Origin of the sequence: Bradyrhizobium sp. SZCCHNS2022, assembly GCF_032377575.1 — a bacterium.
In the GTDB taxonomy this organism is placed as follows: domain Bacteria; phylum Pseudomonadota; class Alphaproteobacteria; order Rhizobiales; family Xanthobacteraceae; genus Bradyrhizobium; species Bradyrhizobium aeschynomenes.
In genome coordinates, this window is the sequence record NZ_JAUHHZ010000001.1 from 4,045,884 (window position 1) to 4,064,821 (window position 18,938).

General features: G+C 64.1%; 16 protein-coding genes. 13 read left to right on the plus strand and 3 right to left on the minus strand.

From position 1 onward, the window contains the following. Positions 1 to 74 precede the first annotated feature (74 nt). Entirely contained in the window at positions 75 to 935 is an 861-nt protein-coding gene (locus tag QXZ94_RS18215; RefSeq protein WP_315721568.1) for a response regulator, read from the minus strand. Positions 936 to 1,481: 546 nt separating this feature from the next. Here QXZ94_RS18215 and QXZ94_RS18220 point away from each other — a divergent pair. From QXZ94_RS18220 to QXZ94_RS18245, 6 genes are all read left to right on the plus strand, one after another. Continuing rightward, positions 1,482 to 1,874 (plus strand): hypothetical protein, encoded by a 393-nt coding sequence (locus tag QXZ94_RS18220; protein ID WP_315721569.1) that lies wholly within the window; start codon positions 1,482 to 1,484, stop codon positions 1,872 to 1,874. A 158-nt stretch (positions 1,875 to 2,032) separates the two neighbouring features. Beyond that, a complete protein-coding gene (locus tag QXZ94_RS18225; RefSeq protein ID WP_315721570.1) occupies positions 2,033 to 3,997 on the plus strand; it encodes a hypothetical protein in 1,965 nt (654 codons plus the stop codon). 8 nt (positions 3,998 to 4,005) lie between these two features. Then, a complete protein-coding gene (locus QXZ94_RS18230) occupies positions 4,006 to 5,880 on the plus strand; it encodes a glycosyltransferase family 2 protein (protein WP_315721571.1) in 1,875 nt (624 codons plus the stop codon). Next, positions 5,877 to 7,376 carry a hypothetical protein gene (locus QXZ94_RS18235; protein WP_315721572.1) on the plus strand — a complete coding sequence of 500 codons (1,500 nt, stop codon included), beginning with the start codon at positions 5,877 to 5,879 and terminating at the stop codon, positions 7,374 to 7,376. Before QXZ94_RS18230 ends, QXZ94_RS18235 begins: the two co-directional genes overlap by 4 nt. 27 nt (positions 7,377 to 7,403) lie before the next feature. After that, on the plus strand, positions 7,404 to 8,363 hold the full coding sequence (locus tag QXZ94_RS18240; RefSeq protein WP_315721573.1) for a response regulator: 960 nt from the start codon (positions 7,404 to 7,406) through the stop codon (positions 8,361 to 8,363). An 80-nt stretch (positions 8,364 to 8,443) separates the two neighbouring features. Further along, complete coding sequence (locus QXZ94_RS18245) at positions 8,444 to 9,208, plus strand: hypothetical protein (protein ID WP_315721574.1); 765 nt, start codon at positions 8,444 to 8,446, stop codon at positions 9,206 to 9,208. A gap of 1 nt (position 9,209) precedes the next feature. On the opposite strand, the gene QXZ94_RS18250 is transcribed toward QXZ94_RS18245, so the two are convergent. Beyond that, complete coding sequence (locus QXZ94_RS18250) at positions 9,210 to 10,229, minus strand: glycoside hydrolase family 113 (RefSeq protein WP_409998756.1); 1,020 nt, start codon at positions 10,227 to 10,229, stop codon at positions 9,210 to 9,212. Between the two features lie 383 nt (positions 10,230 to 10,612). Here QXZ94_RS18250 and QXZ94_RS18255 point away from each other — a divergent pair, with 383 nt between their 5' ends. The 4 genes from QXZ94_RS18255 (at position 10,613) to QXZ94_RS18270 (ending at position 15,620) form a co-directional block, all read left to right on the plus strand. After that, positions 10,613 to 13,354, plus strand: a complete 2,742-nt coding sequence (locus QXZ94_RS18255) for a PAS domain S-box protein (RefSeq protein ID WP_315721576.1) — start codon at positions 10,613 to 10,615, stop codon at positions 13,352 to 13,354. Then, positions 13,354 to 13,791 (plus strand): response regulator, encoded by a 438-nt coding sequence (locus QXZ94_RS18260; protein WP_315721577.1) that lies wholly within the window; start codon positions 13,354 to 13,356, stop codon positions 13,789 to 13,791. Before QXZ94_RS18255 ends, QXZ94_RS18260 begins: the two co-directional genes overlap by 1 nt. Further along, a complete protein-coding gene (locus tag QXZ94_RS18265) occupies positions 13,788 to 14,888 on the plus strand; it encodes a sensor histidine kinase (RefSeq protein ID WP_315721578.1) in 1,101 nt (366 codons plus the stop codon). The genes QXZ94_RS18260 and QXZ94_RS18265 overlap by 4 nt, the downstream gene beginning before the upstream one ends. A gap of 360 nt (positions 14,889 to 15,248) precedes the next feature. After that, positions 15,249 to 15,620, plus strand: a complete 372-nt coding sequence (locus QXZ94_RS18270) for a hypothetical protein (protein ID WP_315721579.1) — start codon at positions 15,249 to 15,251, stop codon at positions 15,618 to 15,620. A gap of 25 nt (positions 15,621 to 15,645) precedes the next feature. Here the strand turns inward: QXZ94_RS18270 and QXZ94_RS18275 are convergent, their stop codons facing one another. Further along, the gene (locus QXZ94_RS18275; protein ID WP_315721580.1) at positions 15,646 to 16,575 is read right to left on the minus strand and encodes a LysR family transcriptional regulator; all 930 of its coding nucleotides are present in this window, start codon (positions 16,573 to 16,575) and stop codon (positions 15,646 to 15,648) included. 117 nt (positions 16,576 to 16,692) lie between these two features. On the opposite strand from QXZ94_RS18275, the gene QXZ94_RS18280 reads away from it, so the two are divergent. From QXZ94_RS18280 to QXZ94_RS18290, 3 genes are read left to right on the plus strand one after another with little or no spacing between them, the layout of a single operon-like run. Next, positions 16,693 to 17,019, plus strand: a complete 327-nt coding sequence (locus QXZ94_RS18280) for a Dabb family protein (protein ID WP_315721581.1) — start codon at positions 16,693 to 16,695, stop codon at positions 17,017 to 17,019. Further along, positions 17,000 to 18,007, plus strand: a complete 1,008-nt coding sequence (locus QXZ94_RS18285; RefSeq protein WP_315721582.1) for an NAD(P)-dependent oxidoreductase — start codon at positions 17,000 to 17,002, stop codon at positions 18,005 to 18,007. The genes QXZ94_RS18280 and QXZ94_RS18285 overlap by 20 nt, the downstream gene beginning before the upstream one ends. 13 nt (positions 18,008 to 18,020) lie before the next feature. Beyond that, entirely contained in the window at positions 18,021 to 18,905 is an 885-nt protein-coding gene (locus QXZ94_RS18290; protein WP_315721583.1) for an intradiol ring-cleavage dioxygenase, read from the plus strand. Positions 18,906 to 18,938 lie beyond the last annotated feature (33 nt).

Sequence of the window (18,938 nt, forward strand, 5' to 3'; positions counted from 1 at the left end):
GACGGGCGTATGTGACGGCCATGCCCGATGCGACGTGGTGGAGGAGCATTCCTGCGACGCGGGAATTGCTGCCCTCAACAAGGAGACGGTGCCTCTTCAGTGATGGCGGCGAACCCGCAATACCTCTGCAGCGCGTCCAGCAGCTCGGCGCCATCAGACGATTTACGCAGGACCCGGGCCGCTCCGGGACGACCGTCGATTTCCTCCTGAAGCTTGCGCTTGATCGGCCTGCTGAGATGCCGTCCCGACTGGACGATGACCGGAATGTCGCGGGTCTCTGACGCACTCCGCAGCTTCGTGAGCAGGTAGTTGGCATCGCCGTTCGGCATGCAGAAATCAGTGACGATGACGCTCGGATGCTCACGCCGCGCTTTCCAGAATCCTCGTGTAGCGTCGCTGGCATACAGAAGATCGACTCCCAGTCCTTCGAACCGGTGCTCGAGCATCCTCTTCACGCTCACGTCGTCATCGACCAGCAGAACGCGTGGACGTCGCCTGACGTCGGCAGCAGAGAATTGTCGGGCCGCTTGTGCTATGGCGGCATTCCTCTCGGGATAGATCTCGGCGAGGCTTGCCGCGAGCTCTTTCCAGAACAGACGGCCTTTGGGTATGCACGTCGCGGCGAGCCCGTCGCAGAGCTCGAAGGTTTTTTCATCGGTCCGCCCGGTCATCACGATGACATGAGGCGCCTTCTTGGTTGCGTCCGACAGATAGCTCAGGACACTCAATCCATCGATCTCCGGCAGGTGGACGTCGATGAGAAGGACATCGGGCCGGTGTTCGGCCGCCCTGATCAGAGCCTGCAATCCCGTGGCCGCCGTCAGGACGAAGAAGCCCATCCACGTACACCAGTCGGCGGTCGCCTTGAGGACCAGGGGATCATCGTCGACGATTAAAATTGTCGAGGTAGCCCTGCTCACCTGCCGTGCATCCATCGCTTGCGCTCCCACTTTGGTCCCAGATCCCGTTCTTGACGAGGGATTTCACCGTAGATCGAGCCGACTCACGCAACGCCTCACCGACTGCATCCGACGCCCGGCCCATCGCGATCCGATCAAGGCAGCCTAAACGTCAGGATAAGGTCATCGCAGGTAGAACTACGCGATTTCCGCCCGGTGCGCTCCGCCGGCGCGCAGTGATCGCGCCGGCATCGCGGCCGTTGGAGCTCCCGGCGAACGTGCCGCCCGCAGCGCGACTTCGACGCGACGATGAGATTTCGTCGTCAGCGAGCGTATTTCTACGCGTGAAAGCGTGCGTCCAAAAGTAACAAAACTCGCTCAGCTTTTATCGACGTGCGGAAACGCCGCGCTGAATATTCATCTTGGATGTGGAGCAGTCATCCATGCACGATCAAGTCAACACGCTATCGGAGAGGATGATAGTTGCGGCCAGGCTCGCAGCATCCTGTCAGCGGCGCGCGTCCATTGCGCCACCTTATTTTGCCGCCGCGGCCGCATCCGCCGAGACCTAGGGAACGTCGGATGCTGGACGAGACGTCCCAAATCACCGCGATGGACCGACAACTCGAGGCGCGTCTCGCCGTCGTGCGCGGGCGCTTCTCGGCAAAACTGGTCGAACGCTTGCAGCAGGCCGCCATCGACCTGGTGCGAATGACGGAAGATGAGGCAACCTCGGCGGAGATGGTTGCGAAGCCCTATTGCTGGATCCACGAGATTTGCGGGATCGCCTCGACGATCGGATTTGGGGCGGTCGGTGAGGCGGCGCGAGCATGCGACATCATTCTGGTCGGGCCCTATCGCTCTCGGCGAGGATTGGAGACTGAGGAACTCAATGAATTGACCAAGCATTTCGGACGGCTCCGAACTGCCGCGGAAGCCGCGCAATACGGCGCGGATGCGAGCCGGGGAACCTAATATTGTAGTGACGGGGGAATATCGTGTCGTATTTCGTGCGTCTTGTCCTGGCTGCGGCTCTCGCAATCCAGGCGTCGTCAGTCCATGCCCAGCAACGCAGGCCGCCAGCCGCTCCGCCGGAGCCGGCGCGACCGGCCGCCTTCCAGCCGTCGCCGCTCATGGCCGCGCTCCCGGCGACGATCGTCGACACGACACCCAAATCGCTGCGGGTCGGTAGTCCCATCGCCGATGCCGGATTTCCCGAAGGGTTTCGTTTGTCGAATCTCGGCGGCCGGCGCGAACTCTATATTCGCGTTCCGCAGGGCGTCGAACTCAATCTGGCTGAACTCGTTCTGGCCTATGACGACGTGAGTGCTCACGAGGCGCGCCGCAGCCTGGAAATCCTGGCGAACGATCGTTCGATCGCCGCGCTGACGTTGGACGGCAGGGGTACGGGGCGCACGGCCCGCATCTCGCTTGCGAATGTGTCGGCACGCGAGGGCTTTCTCAAGCTGTCGTTCGTGTATTCCGGCGCGGCGACGCAGGATCGCTGCATCGATGTCCGCTATGTCGGGGACAGCGTCACCATCCGCCCCGAAACCATGGTCGACTTTGCCTTGGGACTCTCGGGCACGCCGAACATTGCGGCGACCGCGGCGCTGATGCCCCGAGACGTCGGCATTCTGCTGTCCAGCGCATCGCCGCCGGCTGCCGATATCGCCACCGCGTTGACGATCGCCCGATCCCTCAAGGCCGCCGGCCGGACCGTCAGCTTTCATCACGGCAAGAACGGCATGCCGGACATGGTCGACCAGGACAACAGGGGGCGCTGGACGCGTGGCCTCATCGTCGTCGGATCGTTCGATGAGATCGCGGATCGGCTCGATGGACCGACGGCAACATTGGTGAACTACGCGCGCGGGGCCCAGACAAACAACGCGCTCGCAGCAGGTCGGATCGGCGGCGTTCCTGTCCTTCTGGCCACGGATTCCGGGTCGTCTCAGATCGGAAGGCTGCTCGGCGATCCCTCGCTCCTGGCCCTGCGCGATACGCCGACAGCGTCGATCGGGTCGATCTCGGCCGCCAGGAAGCTGTCCGATCGAATCAGTTTCAACGACCTCGGTCTGACCGCACCGCGCGTCGATGTGTTCGGCCGCGCCGAGCTTCTCATCACGATCGCCAGCCAGTCGCTGCCGGCAGGCACCCGCCCCTCGCGCCTCGTCCTCGACGTCATGGTTGCTCCCGACGGTGCCGGCGAAAAGGCCGTGGTCAGCGCCTTCGTCAACGAACACCTGCTCGCCAGCACGGTCGCCGCGATCGGCGGACCGACGCGGCTCGATTTCGCTCTTCCAGAGGGACTCGTAGGCACGATCGCGAATGTCAGAACGGTCGTGCAGCGTCGCAGTTCGCAGGGCGACTGCCGGTTCGAGCCGCAGGGCTACCCTGCCGAGCTCCTCGGCTCCAGCCAGGTGATGCTGTCGCCAGCGGGCCCGGCAGCACGCGACTTCTCCGATCTGGTGAGCTTGTGGGGCAATGGTATCCAGATTCTTCTTCCGGCATCGACGGCTGATCGCCCCCTTTCGGTGCTGGCCTCGTTGTCCAACGTGGTGAGCGGCCTGTCGAACAGGACGACGCCGATCGAGGTGACCTATGTCGACGCCAGGGCCGCGGCGGCACCGTCGGCGCCCTTCATCTCGGTCGGCAACTCGCCTCCCGCCGGAGCCGATCAACGCGTGCGGTTCGATCGCGGCCGCGTCGCCATCACCGATCGCAGCGAGCGCGTTCTGCTCGATGTCGGGGGGATGACCACCGGCGCGGTCGCGCAGATCGTCACTGCGAACGGATTTCCCGGGCTATGGATTCGCCCGCTGAGCGGCGACGGATCATTGTCCGCCTCGCCCGCCATCAATCTCGACCGCGGCGACGTCGCATTTCTCGACCGAAGCGGCGTCGCCCTCGCGCTCTCCAGCTATCGCGACACCCTACTGCGCGTCACCTATGCCGACCAGCCGTCGTGGACAGCCAACCTCGATCGCGGCTGGCCATGGATCGTTGGCATCACCTGGGTGCTCGCAACTCTCGCACTGCTGATGCTGGCCCAGCGCATGTACCGCCGCCGTGCAGCTCGTCGCGCCGGCGAATAGGTTCTGCCATGCAGCCATTGTCAGCTTCCGATCGCGCCCTCGGCGACATCCTCGTCGCCCGCCGCGTCCTCACGCTCGGCCAGCTCGACGAGGCCATCGCTCTCGCCGAGGCCTGGCACGTCAGCCTCGGCAACGCCATCCTGTCGCGCAACTGGGCCGAGCCGGCGATCTACTATCAAGCCGTCGCCTACCATTACGAATTGCCGTTCGTGGATCTCATCCGTGAGCCACCGGACCTCGCACTCCTTCGCGAGGGAGAGGCGGACATCTACGCCCGCACGCTGATCATGCCGTGGAAGCAGAGCGACGGGCGGCTGATGATCGCGACCGCCGAGCCTGGGCCCGAGACGCTGCTGTTTGCGAGAAAGCGCTGGGGAGCGAACATCGGCTTCGTCGTCGCGACCAAGTTCGACATCGTCTGGGCTGTGCAGGCCGCGTTTGACGACGCATTATCGGCGCGCGCCGTCTACGAACTCGCCGACCTCAATCCGGAGCTCTCGGCGCAGCGGGTTTTCACCCCGGGACAGATCGTCTTCGGCTATGCGCTGCTCAGCCTGATCCTGCTCGGCCTGGCGCTATCGCCCCTCACGACGCTGATCGCCCTCAACGTCGCCATGAGCGTCTTCTATCTCGGCAATTTCGCCTTCAAGGGCCTGCTCGTGCTGTTTGGCGGCGTGCGCATGGCCGACGAGACCATCGCGATCGAAGCGCGCGCGCTCACGGACGACGAACTCCCGGTCTTCACGGTGCTGGTGCCGATGTACAAGGAGCCGGCCATGCTGCCGATGCTGGCCCAGGCGCTGCGCGACCTCGACTACCCCCTGGGAAAGCTCGACATCAAGCTGGTGCTGGAGGCCAGCGACCATGAGACGATCGAGGTCGCCAGCAAGCTCGGTCTCGAAGGCATGTTCGAGATCATCCGGGTCCCGCCATCGCTCCCGCAAACCAAGCCCAAGGCTTGCAATTTCGCGCTACAGTTCGCACGCGGCGAATTCCTCGTGATCTACGATGCCGAGGACCGGCCGGAGCCGGACCAGCTTCGCAAGGTGGTCGCGACGTTCCGGAAGTCCTCGGCCGATACGGCCTGCCTGCAATGCAGCCTGAGCTATTTCAACGCGAGCGAAAATTGGCTCACGCGCATGTTCACGCTGGACTATGGCCTGTGGTTCGACCAGATGCTGCCCGGGCTGGACCACCTCCGCATTCCGATCCCCTTGGGGGGAACGTCCAATCATTTCAAGATCGACGTGCTGCGCGAGCTGCACGGCTGGGATCCGTTCAACGTCACCGAGGACGCCGACCTTGGCGTGCGCCTGACGCAGCATGGCTATCGCGTCGGCATCGTGGATTCCACCACGTTCGAGGAGGCAAGCTGCCACGCCGGCAACTGGATCAGGCAGCGCTCGCGCTGGATGAAGGGCTACATGCAGACCCTTCTGGTTCACACAAGGCGCCCGCTCCGCTTCATGCGCATGATCGGGCCGCTGGGCTTTCTCGGCTTCGTCTTCTTCATCGGCGGCACCGTGCTGTCCGGCCTGCTCAACCCGGTGTTCTGGCTGCTCTACCTCGCCTGGATGATCGCCGCGATCAGCGGACTCGAGGCGGTCTTTCCGGAGCCGCTGCTATTCCTGGCCCTGTTCAACCTTCTCGCGGGCAATGGCGCGTTGATGTTCCTCAACATGCTGGCGCCGATCCGGCGCGGCTGGCTCAATCTCATTCCCTATAGCCTCACGGCGTTCGGCTACTGGGTCATGCTCTCGATCGCGACCTATCGCGGCCTATGGCAGTTGCTGCGCAATCCGTTCTATTGGGAGAAGACGCACCACGGCGTGTCCAAGCATGTCGCTCGCGAACTGGCGCGGGCGCAGGAGGCCGCCGCATGAGCCGCCTGTTGCCGCTCGGGGCGTTGATGGCCGTTGCCTGCGTGGCCGTCTTCGTCGCCTCGCTCAGCGCCGTAACGGCCGGCCTCGTTCCCAATGATGCGGTGACGTTGTGGGCGAGCGCGATGACCGCGGGCGAAGGGCAGATGCCGATCGGGCGCATTCTGGCGGCCTATCCGACCATCCCTTTCCTCGCCACGACACTGCTACAATTCGTCACGCCTGCCGGGACGCCCACCCCCGTTCTCCTGACCGGGGTCGTCTTGGCGCTGCTCGCCGGCAGCTTGCTGACCTCGTTCCACCGCATCGGCATCGCCGCGATTGTCGCACCGTTGATCGTCGTTCTGATCGTGATGCATCCCGCGATCCTGCGTGCCGCCATTGCCGGGCCATCCGAGATAATCTTCACGGTCTTCCTGTTTTTGCTCGGCTGCGCCGTGTTCAGACTACGCGCCCGTACCGGCGCGCCCGAGGTGATGGCTGTCGCGCTGGCGCTGCTCGGATTGACCTTCTCGCATCCGATAGGCGCCGCGATCACTTGCGCCGCCGTCCCGTTTCTGGTTCTCGCGATCCAGCCCGAGCAGCTCTCCAGGACGACGTTGAACCTGGTGCTCGCCTTGCTGTTCCCGACGGCGTTCTGCGTCGCGGCCTTCTCCTACATGTCCTGGATATTCCCCGGCAGCGGCTGGACCTTCCTGGTGGCGCCCGCCGAAGGGGTCGCCACCTGGGCGGCGGGATTTTTCACCCTGTTCGGCCACGGACTATCCGGCTCCCTCTCGATCGACGCCGGCCTTGCGATCATGGCGGCGATCCTGATCGGCGCGCCCATCGTGGGCTTCGCGATCGTGTCGATATGGCGCCAGCGACCTCTGCTCGCGCCCCTCCTGATGTTCGTCGCGACGACCGTCGCGGCGGCTGTTCTCGCGGTCACGACCGGCCTGTTCGGTGATCCCGCAGCGCTTGCGGTGATGCCGCCGGTCCTGGCGGCGATCGTCATCATCCACATGCCGCCGCTGCGCAAGCGGTTGGAGATCGTGACGGCCTTGCTCGCGCTCGGTTGGGTCGGCGGCGTCGCCGGCCTGGCGATCGCGGACCCCAGCGGAGCCGTCAACGTCGCCATCGCCCTGGAGAGTCATCACGTCGACGCGGAGCGGAGCGCGGCGATCGATCTGGGCCAGGCCAGCGTCGGACGAGATGGAATTCTCGTCGACACGCTGAACGCCCCCGCGATCGTCATCGGGCGGGGCAGCGCGCGCGGATTGCTGTCGCCATCCGACGAGACATTCACGCTCGGGATCCTGTTCTCGCGGATCGACGCTCCGTTCGTCGCCGTGCCCGATCCGGACATCGGAAGCGGAGCGCAGGACCGGCTGAACAAGGCCTTCCCTCTGCTCTATCGGCGGGGAGCCGCGGGCTATGAGCTCATCTACGACAAGGCCGGCTGGCGACTATTCAGGCGTACGGACGCCATCCCGGGACAGACGGCCATCCGGGACTGAAGTGAGGATCATTCGAGGGAGTTCACCATGCGTATTCTCGTTGTCGACGATTCCGAAGATGGGCGGGACATCACCGAGGCGATGCTGCTGGCCGCAGGCTATGAACAGGTCGTCACGGCGGGGTCGGCCCACGATGCCTACCGGGCGCTCGGGATCGGTGCATCGTCGGCAGAGCCGGTGACGGTCGATCTCGTGCTGCTCGACATCGTCATGCCCGAGGTCGACGGCATCGAGGCCTGCGCGCGGATCCGCAACGACCCGCGCTACGCCAGCGTGCCGATCATCATGGTGACGGCGCTCGGCGATACCGCGAGCCTCGGCAATGCGTTCATAGCCGGCGCGACCGACTACATCACCAAGCCGGTGGACAGAGTCGAACTGCTGGCCCGCGTGCGATCGGCGCTCAAGCTGAAGGCAGAATTCGACCGCCGCGAAGCCCGCGAGGCCGAGCTGACGCGACTGGCATCGGGATCAGGCGACCGTCGCGCATCGAACTGGATCGATCGGAGCACGGGTCTGTTCGTCGGCGAAATAGCCGAGGCTTACCTGCTCGCGGATGTGAACTTTCCGCCCGGCACAGAGACCTCCATCATCGCGCTCGCCGTTGATCGGCTTTGCGTGCAACTGGAGACCGGGAAGGCCTCGGAAGCCGGCATCATGGCAAGGGTCGCAGCCGCGGTGCGCGCGGCCACGGCCTCTGTCGGCGTGGTCGCAGCCATCTACCGCGACGGGCTCATCGTCCTCATCCTCCCCGACCAGTCGCGGGCGTCCGCCATGAAGCTTGCCGAGACGTTGCGCGCCTCGATCGCGGGTCTGAGGATCTCCAATCCGGAAGCGATCGCGGCGCATCACGCGACCGCAAGCGTTGCCGTCGTGACCGAGCGCGTCAACGGCGCAGGCCGCATCCATCTGCTCACCCGCGCCATCGCGGCGGTGTCGGACATTGCCGCAACCGGCGGCGACCGTGTCGTGCCGCAATGTGCTTAGCTCGTTGGACGGCCCGAACGCATGCCACGGCTTCCCTCAGCGCGCTGGCCGGGCGCCGCAAGATCCTGTGCCTCATCGCCATGACGTCGGCGGGCTGCGCGAGCCAGGCGTGGGGCGGCGCCTGGACACTCGAGGCCGGGACGGGCGTCCTGGTGTTCACCGGCACGGCGATGCAGTCGACCCGCCTTTTCGACAGCGGCAGCGCACTGCGTCGCATCCCGCGCTACAGCAAGGACGAAGCCCAGCTGCTGATCGAGTATGGCCTCACGGACTGGATCACCGGCATCGTCCAACCTTCGCTGCAGCACATCGACATCGGATCGCCTGTCGGAGCGCAGCGCAGCGGCATCGGTTACACCGACATCGGAGCCCGGGCCCGCGTCTGGTCTGATTCCTCCTGGGTGTTTTCCGTGCAGGCGATCTTCCGCATGCCCGGCACGTCCGACACATCGAACCTGGCAGCGATTGGTCAGACCGACCGGCAGATCGAGCTTCGCGGCCTCGCCGGCTACAGTTTCAAGGCCGGAACGCTCCCCGCCTTCGTCGATCTCCAGATCGCGCAACGTTATCGCCTGGATGGTCCGCCGAGCGAATTCCGGACCGATATCACCTTCGGCGTTCGCCCAACCGAACGCTGGCTGCTGCTCGCGCAATCGTTCAATGTGCTGTCCGAGGGCGCCGGCACCACTGGCTTCGGCAGCTACTCCTATCACAAGGCCCAGCTCAGCGCCGTCTACGCGTTGACACCGGCGCTGTCGCTGCAGATCGGCGGCTACTCGACCTATTGGGGGCGGAATGCTCTGCAAGAGAACGGCCTCGTGGTCGGAGCCTGGTACAGGTTCTGACTCAGGGTCTGCGGCAGATACCGGCCCATGCGCAGGACAGCACGGCTTCCGCCGGCTTGCCCTGCACGGTGAAGTCGGTGTCAGCATTCCCGCCGGCGGCCGGATCGGTGAACCAGCGCCAGACCAGGACGCCCGCAACCGCCGGGCGCTTGAGCACCGCGAGCCAGTCCGCGATGACATCGGCCTGAAGCTGCACATCCACGGGCGCGGCCCTCTCTTCGGCACTCTCCCAGGGCTTGGCGGCAGCGCCCTTGGCCGAACGCAATCCGATCTCGGCCACCAGCACGGGCTTACCCCAACGGTCCGACAGCACATCGAGACGCCTGGCCTCCGCTTCCATCATGGCGATACGGCCGCCGCGGTCGTCATCGGCGCCGAGTGGCGGATACAAGGATACGCCGATGACATCGAGAAGTGGCCAGAACGCAATCGCCTCGGCTTCGTCCGCATTGTGCGCGACGTAAAGCAAGGTCCGTGGAAACGCCGACCTCACGGCCGCGATTGCGGCGTTCCATTCCGCACGCCGCTTGGTCCTGGCGAGCTCGGTGCCAATGGCGAGGACATCGGCACCTTCATCGGCTGCTATTCGAGCAATCCGCTCGAGCTCGGCCTGGTACCGCGCAAACCAGGCCTTCCAATCCTGCTCCGATGCCGGCTCGACGGCGCCGGCCCAGCTGTCCGGCACCCAGACGTGCGGCTTGACGATCACGGTCAGACCGAGCCGGCGCGCCTGCTGGATCGCCGCGCGCAGCGCCTCGTCGGACATAGCGCTTCCCGCGACGATGTCCGGTGCCGAAGGCGTCGACTGCCAGAGAAATGGAATCACGGCGACCGACGTGGCGCCAAGCCTCTTCGCCATCGACAACGCCTGCTCCGCTGTCGCGGAGCCGAACGGATGGTCTGGTGTCGCTACAATGTTGAACCCGTCCAGGCGACGGCCAAGCGCCGGATCGAGGAGGCAGCTGGCACATGCGCCCCATACCAGCGATCGAATTACCAGCCGCATGGATCTATTGCGCATTTGATTCGGCCTGTCGTTGTTTTAACAACGGTTCTCACATCAACGATTTTCCCGGAGAACTCAGAGTCGAGACTCGATGACCGCCAAGCCCCCGATACCGCCGCGATCAAGACCTCGGTCGAATCGCTCCTCTTTCGGCAACCGTCGTCGCACAGATCGAACAACGAACTCCGCAAAACTCCGGATATCGCTGCCAATGAAACTCCGCAAACAGCATCAACCTGCACTTAGATGTTTATATTCTCGCTGCAAACGTTTATCTTGCAACCATTAGGTAGTATTACGCGCATCAGTGAAACTCACCTTTTATGCACGTCATTTATTAGTTGCGAGTTTTCGTCGGCGCTTGATCCGATGGACAGCGTATTCACTTTCATCACTGGATGTTGGCCGACATCGACATGAATGTGCAATTCCAGATGCGCTCGGTCGACGTATTGCATGTCGACGACGACGCCGACGCCCGGGAGATCGTCGGGACGGCCATCGCATTCGATTCGAATTTCAATGTGCGCAGTTGCGCCTCCGGCGAGGAGGCACTAGCCGCAACCGCAAAATGGTCTCCTGACCTCATCCTGCTCGACCACAACATGCCCGGCATGGACGGCCCCACGACGCTGGCGCGCTTGCGGGAGCGACCGCAGACCGCCGGCATTCCCGTGATCTATGTCACTGCCGCCACGAGCGCAAAGGAGGTGGACGACCTTCGGCGCGTCGGCGTCGCAGGTGTCATCGCCAAGCCCTTCGATCCCACTTCGCTCTGCTCACAAATCAACGGAATCCTCTGCAAGAGCCACCGCGAACTGGAAAAAGCGAAGAAAGAACTCGAAGAAAAAGCCGCAATAGCCGACGCCCTCCTCGACTCCTCGGAGGACGCGATCGTCGCCAAGGACCTCTCGGGCACGATCCTGTCATGGAACGCCGCTGCCGAGCGTCTCTTCCAATTCCGGCCGAACGAGGTCATTGGCCGGAGCATCCGTATCCACATCCCGCCCGAGCAGCTGATCCATGACGACTATATCCTCGATCAGGTGACACGGGGACAACATGTCGACAATCTGGAGACGCGCCGTTTGCGCAAGGACGGCACTGCGATCGACGTGTCGATCAGGGCAATACCGATCCGGCGTCAGGATGGGACGATCATCGGCGCATCGATCATCGAGCGGGATATCAGCCGGCAGAAGCGGGTGGAAGACCACTTTCGGAAGAGCAATTTCTCCCTCGAGCAGCAGGTCGCCGCCAGAACGGCGGAGCTCAAGACCATCATCGATGCCGTCCCGAGCGTCATCGCGTATTGGGACCGCGACCTTCGATGCCGCTTCGCAAACACGGCCTATGAGGAGTGGTTCGGCCGATCGCCGGAGGAGCTCGTCGGTTGCCACGTCACGTCCCTGCTGGACGAGACCCTGTTCGCCGAGGCCGAGCCTCACATCCAGGCCGCCCTGTCGGGCCAGCGGCAGAACTACGAGCGCATGCTGAACAAGGCGGATGGAAGCATCCGCAACACCTGGACCAACTATATCCCGCATCGCGACGCCAGCGGAAACGTGCTCGGCTTGTTCGTGCTCATCACCGACATCACGGAGATGCGCGAAGCACAGCGCATGATCAAGGAGAGCGAAGCTCGGTATCGCATTCTGGCCGATCACAGCTCGGACCTGATCATCCAGCTCGATCGCGACCTTCGCCTCCGCTACGTCTCTCCGGCATGTCGAGACATATTGGGGGTGGATGAAAGCGAGCTGCTCGGCCAACAGCCGTATGGCCCGATCCATCCCGAGGATGTCGAGCAATTGCAGACGGCCCTCAATTCGCTGCTGACCGACGAGGTCGAGCAGAGTTCGATCTCCATCCGTGCCCACGATCGCGACGGCCGCCGGATCTGGCTCGAAGCCGTGATGAGAGCGATCAGGGATCCGGCTTCGGGAGAGACGACCGGGATCGTCGGCGCACTCAGGGACATATCGGCTCGCAAGGCCGCGGAGGAGCAATTTCGTCTCGTGGTCGAGTCGACCCCGACCGCGATGATCATGATCGATCGCGCCGGCCTGATTTCGCTGGTGAACCGACAGACCGAACGGCTATTCGGGTACGAAGGCAACGAACTGCTCCGGCAGCGCGTCGAACTGCTGATGCCGGCCGCCGAACGGGGTAAGCATCAGGCCCACATCGAGCGGTACTTCGCCAGTCCGACCCTCAGGGAGTCATTGCAGCGAGCGATGGGTCCAGGGCGCGAGATCTATGCCCGGCGCAAGGATGGCAGCGAGTTTCCCATCGAGATCAGCCTCACGCCGATCGACACGGACGCGGGCCTCATGGTGCTCGGCGCAATCTTCGATATCACGCATCGGAAGCTGGCCGAGGAGGAACGCCGGCAGTTCAATGAGAGGCTCGAGCAACAGGTGGCGCAACGCACCGCCGAGCTGGAGGCCGCGAACAGGGAGCTCGACGATTTTGCCTATGCGGCATCGCACGACCTCAAGGCGCCGCTGCGGGTCATCGACAATGCTTCGAGATGGCTCGAAGAGGATCTTGCGCCGCACCTGACCGGAGAAAACCTGGTGAGCATGCAGCTCTTGCGCGGCCGCGTGAGAAGGCTTGAGAAACTCCTCGACGATCTCCTGGAATTCTCCCGCATTGGCCGCGAGGCCGCCGGCAGCGAAGTCATTTCCGGTGCCGAACTCATGGACAACGTACTTGCCCTGATGACGCCGCCTGATGGCTTCGAGGTGATCGTGGACCCCGCATTCGGCGCGATCGAGGTCTTTCGCATGCCCTTGCAGCAGATCATGATGAACCTCATCGGCAATGCCATTAAGCACCATCACAAAGCGGCTGGTCGCATCGAGATCTCCGTCGTGGATCGCGGGTCGCACCACGCCTTTGCCGTCAAGGATGACGGTCCCGGCATTCCGGCTCAGTTCCACGACAGGATATTCAAGATGTTTCAGACTCTGAAACCGCGAGACCAAGTCGAAGGCAGTGGCATGGGTCTCGCAATCGTACGCAAACAGATTGAACTCTCCGGCGGATCGATCCTCCTCGAATCGACCGTCGGCGAGGGGACGACCTTCTATTTCAGCCTCCTTACTCCCAACGCGGCGAAGGAACGGAAACGATGATGGCCGACGCCGAACGGGCGCGTGACGTGACGATCCTGCTCGTCGACGACGACGAAGGCGACGCCAGATCCGTGCAACGCGCATTCAAATCCGCAAGAATCATCAATCCGCTGCTGAGGGCAAACGACGGCGTCGATGCGCTCGACATATTGCGCGGCACGAATGGAAAGACGAAGCTGAACTCGCCCTATATCCTGCTCGTCGACATCAACATGCCTCGCATGACCGGCATCGAGTTCGTCAGAGAAATTCGGCTGGACGACGGCTTGAAGCGCAGCATCGTGTTCATGCTGACGACCTCGAGCCGGGACGAGGACAAGTTTGCCTCCTATAACCTCAATGTTGCGGGGTACATCCTCAAGGAACGCGTCGGCGAGAATTTTCATAAGCTCGTCGAATTGATGCAGGGCTATTGGCGGATCGTGGAGCTCCCATGAGCCAGCTACATGCCGCCAGTGATGCCGTGACGATCCTGATCACGGACGATGACGACGCAGACCGCAAGAACGTCATGCGCGCGCTGAAGCGTGCGGGGATCGCCTGCGAATGCGTCGAGACCGACAGCATCGACATGGCGCTGGCCACGTGCGAGCGGCAGTCATTCGATGTGGCGGTCGTCGACTATCAACTTCCGGGACGCGATGGGCTCGATGGCGTGGAAGCTTTGCACCGGATCGCTCCAGCCATGTTCATCGTCATGGCGACGGGCCAGGGCGACGCGGCCATCGCGACCGAGGCGATGAAGCGTGGCGCATCGGACTATATCGCGAAGGAACACATCAACGAGCGATCCGTCGGCCGCATTCTCCGCTATGCGCGCAAGAAGGCAGCCATGCAGCTTGCGCTGGATCAGCAGCGCGAGGAACTGGAACGGTTCGCCGACGTCCTCGTCCACGATCTGAAATCGCCGATTTCCTCGATCCGCGGATTTGCATCGATCATCAGCCATGCCGTCAAGTCGGGCAATGCCGACCCGGCCAAGATCAGCGACTACTGCGGACGCATGGTTCACCTTGGCGAGCGCATGGTCGCGCTGCTCGACACCCTTCACGAATACACCAAATCGGACGCGCATGTCGTCTTCGAGCCGGTGGACATGAATCTCGTGGTGGAGGACACGCTCTCCAATCTGGGACAGATCATCAGCAACAGGGGAGCGAAGGTGACACGTGGCGACCTTCCGATCGTCTTTGGTCACGCGCCGCTGCTGACACAGCTCCTCCAGAACCTGATCGGAAACGGCATCAAATATTGCAAGGCCACCGTACCGGCCTTGCACGTCTCCGCCACGCCGGAGAAAGCGGACACGTGGCGGATCGGCGTTCGCGACAACGGCATCGGCATCTCTCCGGAATTTCACCAGCAGATCTTCGAACCTTTCAAGCGATTGCACGGCCGGGACGAGTTCGAGGGCACCGGCCTCGGACTCGCGACCTGCCGGAAGATCGTGGAACGTCACAATGGGAAGATCTGGTGCGAGTCCAATCCTGAGGGAGGGACAACATTCAATTTCACGCTTCCCCTTTCGGCTTGAAGATCCGCACACCCAAGGCAACGACCACGTTTCAGACTCGCGGCTGGTTGCAGGTTCGAGTCCTGCCGGGCCCACCAGTTGCTCGGTGCCTGTGGCGCTGATTTTTTGAACGCGCTTCACATGCCTTGTGGTCCTGACTTCACTCGGGGCCATCGGCGTTGTCCGGCCATCGTGCCTCGCACATCTTCCTGCGGCAATGGGGGGCCGACACCGAATGTGGGGCGAAGGGGCCTGGCTGCATGACCAACATCCACACGCGCGTCGTTCATCCCGCGGCACATCGCGCCCGGGTGATGCATCGATCATGTCCCTCCTGACATGCGAGAGGGCGCGGAGAAGGCCGGACCTCGGCTGAGGCCCGTGGCCCGCCTGCTCAAAAGAATGCAGGCGGCAGGTACCACAGGTACAGCCGGACAGATCCGGCCTTCCCCGCGCGACGGTTTTACGGTGTCCTTCGTGCTCTCCCTGGGGATCGGCTCTCTTGCCCCCATCACCCGCGCGTGCCGTCACAGCAACGACCGCGAGCTTGACCTCAGCGTCGAGAGGCCAGGACCACACGACTTCGCCGTCCGCAACGGCTCGCGCTCGTCTGGCACGGCCGTCACGTCCATCGCCACCCACCTCAACGTTCGTGACGACGCGTACGTCCCTCTGCTCGAGGCGGGCTGCGGGGAGAAAAGCATTATTTCTGAAAAATGGCAAGCAATTTATTTTTTACAGAACACTCGATGACGCTGCCGCGCAAAGGGCATCAGGCTCAATCCGGCTTCGGCGGCTCGATCCAGATTCCCGGGTCGGAACGGGTGCGGATGTGGTCGACGAGGAAATCGGCGAACACCCTGATCTTTGCCGGCAGCCGGACGCGGTTCTGGTAGGCGATGTTCATCGTCAGGAGGGGCAGCTCCCAATCGAGCAGGAGCGGCACCAGCCGGCCGGCCAGAATGTCGCCCTGCACGATGTAGAGCGGCTGGATCAGGATGCCGAGTCCGGCGAGCGCAGCGCCCCTGATCACCTGGCCGTCATTGCTGTCGAGCGTCGGCGCGATCCGAATGCTCTGGGCGGTCGTGCCGTTGCGCAGGGACAGCGAATACGGATCGTTGGCGAGGTTGTAGATCAGCATGTCGTGGCGCACGAGATCGCCGGGAACGACGGGGCAACCACGGCTGGCGAGATAGGACGGCGCCGCCGCCAGCACGCGCCGCATCTGGCCGATGCGGCGGACGACGATGCCCGAGTCCGGCTCATGCTCACGGGTGCGGATCGCCACGTCGATGCCCGCCTCGATGAAATCCGGATAGCGGTTGGCGGCGATGATCTGCAGGTTCAGCTTCGGATACATCGCGCGGAACGCCGGCAGCATCGGCGCGAGATAGATCGTGGCGAACGACAGCGAGCTGGTGACGCGCAGCATGCCCTGCGGCGACAGCGCGCGATCGCTGACGGCATCCTCGGCCTCGGCCAGCTCGTTGAGCAGCGTGCCGCAGCGCTGCAGCAGCTCCTGCCCGGCTTCGGTCAGCCAGAGACGGCGGGTGTTGCGCTCGATCAGGCGCACCGCGAGCCGCTCCTCCAGCGCACTGAGATGCCGGCTCGCCGCCGCGTTGGACATCCGCAACGACTCGGCGGCCTTGGACAGGCTGCCCAGCTCGGCCGTCCGGGAAAACACCTCGAGCTGGAGCAAACGGTCCATTGTTACGCCAAGCGGAAAACAGAGTTACAATTTTTGGGCTTTATTTCCATTTCCTGCAAGGCAAAATCGTCCGACAAGAACAAAGCCCAAGAACAAAGCTCAGGTGAGGACGCAGGAATGACGGGGCCGATCAGGCACATCGTGATGTGGCGGCTGCGCGCCGAGACGGCCGCCGAGCGCGCGGCGGCCCGGCTCAAGGTCAAGACCCTGTTCGAGGGCCTCAAGGGCCGCATCGACGGCCTGACCCACATCGAGGTCGGTCTCGACGTCAGCGACGTCGACTATGCCTGCGACGTCGTCCTGTTCTCCGAATTCGCCAGCAGCGCCGCGCTGCGGGCCTATGCCTCGCACCCCGAGCACCTGCGCGTGCGCGAGGAGCTCGGCGACCTCAGGATCGGCCGTTTCCAGGTCGACTATCCGATCGATGCGGCGACCGGCGCATGACCGGGGCATTCACCTTCCACAACCTGCCCCGCCCGCGCCAGCCTGGCTGCGGCGCGCGCGGCGGATCAAGCAAATAGCGGACGCAGCGATGTCACTTCCCGACCAACGCCTCGCCTTCATCGGCATCGGCAAGATCGGCCTGCCGATCGCAGCGCGGCTCGCCAAGGCGGGCTACGACGTCACCGCCTTCGACCGCAACGCTGAACGGCTCGACGAGGCGCGCGGCCTCGGCATCGTCGCCGCGACGTCCGCGACGGAGGCGGTGCGTGACCAGACCGCGGTCGTCTCGTCGCTGCCGGACGACACCGCGTTGCGGGCGGCGATGCTGGGCGACGGTGGACTGATCGCGGCCATGACGCCCGGCACGATCCTGATCGAGACGAGCACCGTCGGCGTCGAGGCGTCGAACGCAGTCGCCACGGCCGCCGAGCCCCGCGCCATCGCGTATCTCCGCACGCCGGTCTCCGGCAATGCCAGCATCGCCCACACCGGCGAGCTGACCTGCTTCGTGTCCGGGCCGAAAGAGGCTTTCGCACGGGTCACGCCGCTGCTGGCGAGCTTCACACGCGCGCAGACTTATCTCGGCTCGGCCGAAGAGGCACGCTACGCCAAGCTTGCCGTCAACCTGATGATCGCGACGACCGCGGCGATGATGGCCGAGAGCCTGGCGCTGGCGCGCAAGGGCGGCATCGCCTGGCCGGACATTCTGCAGGTGCTGCACGACAGCGCGGTCGCCTCGCCGATGGTGAAGTACAAGACCGCGCCGCTGCTGGCCCGCGACTTTGCCGCGACGTTCTCCTGCGCGCAGATGGCCAAGGATCTCGACCTCATCCTCGGCGCCGGCCACGCCGTCGGCGTGCCGCTGCAATTGGCGGCGCAGGTGCGCGAGACCTATGCCGCGCTGATCGCGCAGGGCGATGCCGAGACCGACTTCCTCGCCACCGTCCGGCATGTCGAACGGCTGTCCGGGCTCGGCGAGCCCGTCTGAAAGGAGCCGCCTCTTGCGCAACTTCAACGAGACCACGATCACCGATGCCGTGCTCGAACGCCTTGCGGGCGCGAGTGATGCGCGGATCAAACAGGTCAGCGCGGCGCTGGTGCGCCATCTCCATGCCTTCGTGCGCGAGGTCCGTCCGACCCAGCAGGAATGGGAATACGGGATCGACTTTCTGACCCGCACCGGCCGGATGTGCGACGACAAGCGCCAGGAGTTCATCCTGCTGTCGGACACGCTCGGCGTCTCCATGCTGGTCGACGCCATCAACCATCCCGTGCCGGAAGGCGCCACCGAGACCACCGTGCTCGGCCCGTTCTTCGTCCAGGCCGCGCCGGAGCGCGCCAGCGGCGACGACATCTCGGGGCCGATGAAGGGCGAGCCGCTGCTGGTGACCGGCTCGGTGTCGAGCGCAGACGGCCTGCCGCTCGCGGGAGCGGTCGTCGACGTCTGGCACTCCGACGATGACGGCTATTACGACGTGCAGCGGCTCGAGCAGATCGGCGATCTCGCGATGCGTGCGCGCTTCCGCACCGACGCCGAGGGGCGCTTCCATTTCTGGTCGATCAAGCCGGCGGCCTACCCGATCCCCAACGACGGTCCGGTCGGCGACATGCTGGCGGCGCAGGGACGCCATCCGTGGCGGCCGGCGCATGTGCATTTCATGATCTCGGCGCCGGACTTCGAGCGGCTGGTCACCCACGTGTTCGTGGCGGGCGACCAGTATCTCGATTCCGACGTCGTGTTCGGCGTCAAGGACAGCCTGATCCGCGACTTCACGCGCTGCCCGCCGGGCCGTGCGCCAGATGGCCGCATGGCGAGCGAAGGATATTTCCATCTCAACTATGATTTCGGCCTGAAACAGCTTGCGAAGCAAGGCGATCCGGCTTGAGCTGAGCGGACGACAAGGACCGTCAAGAGTCCT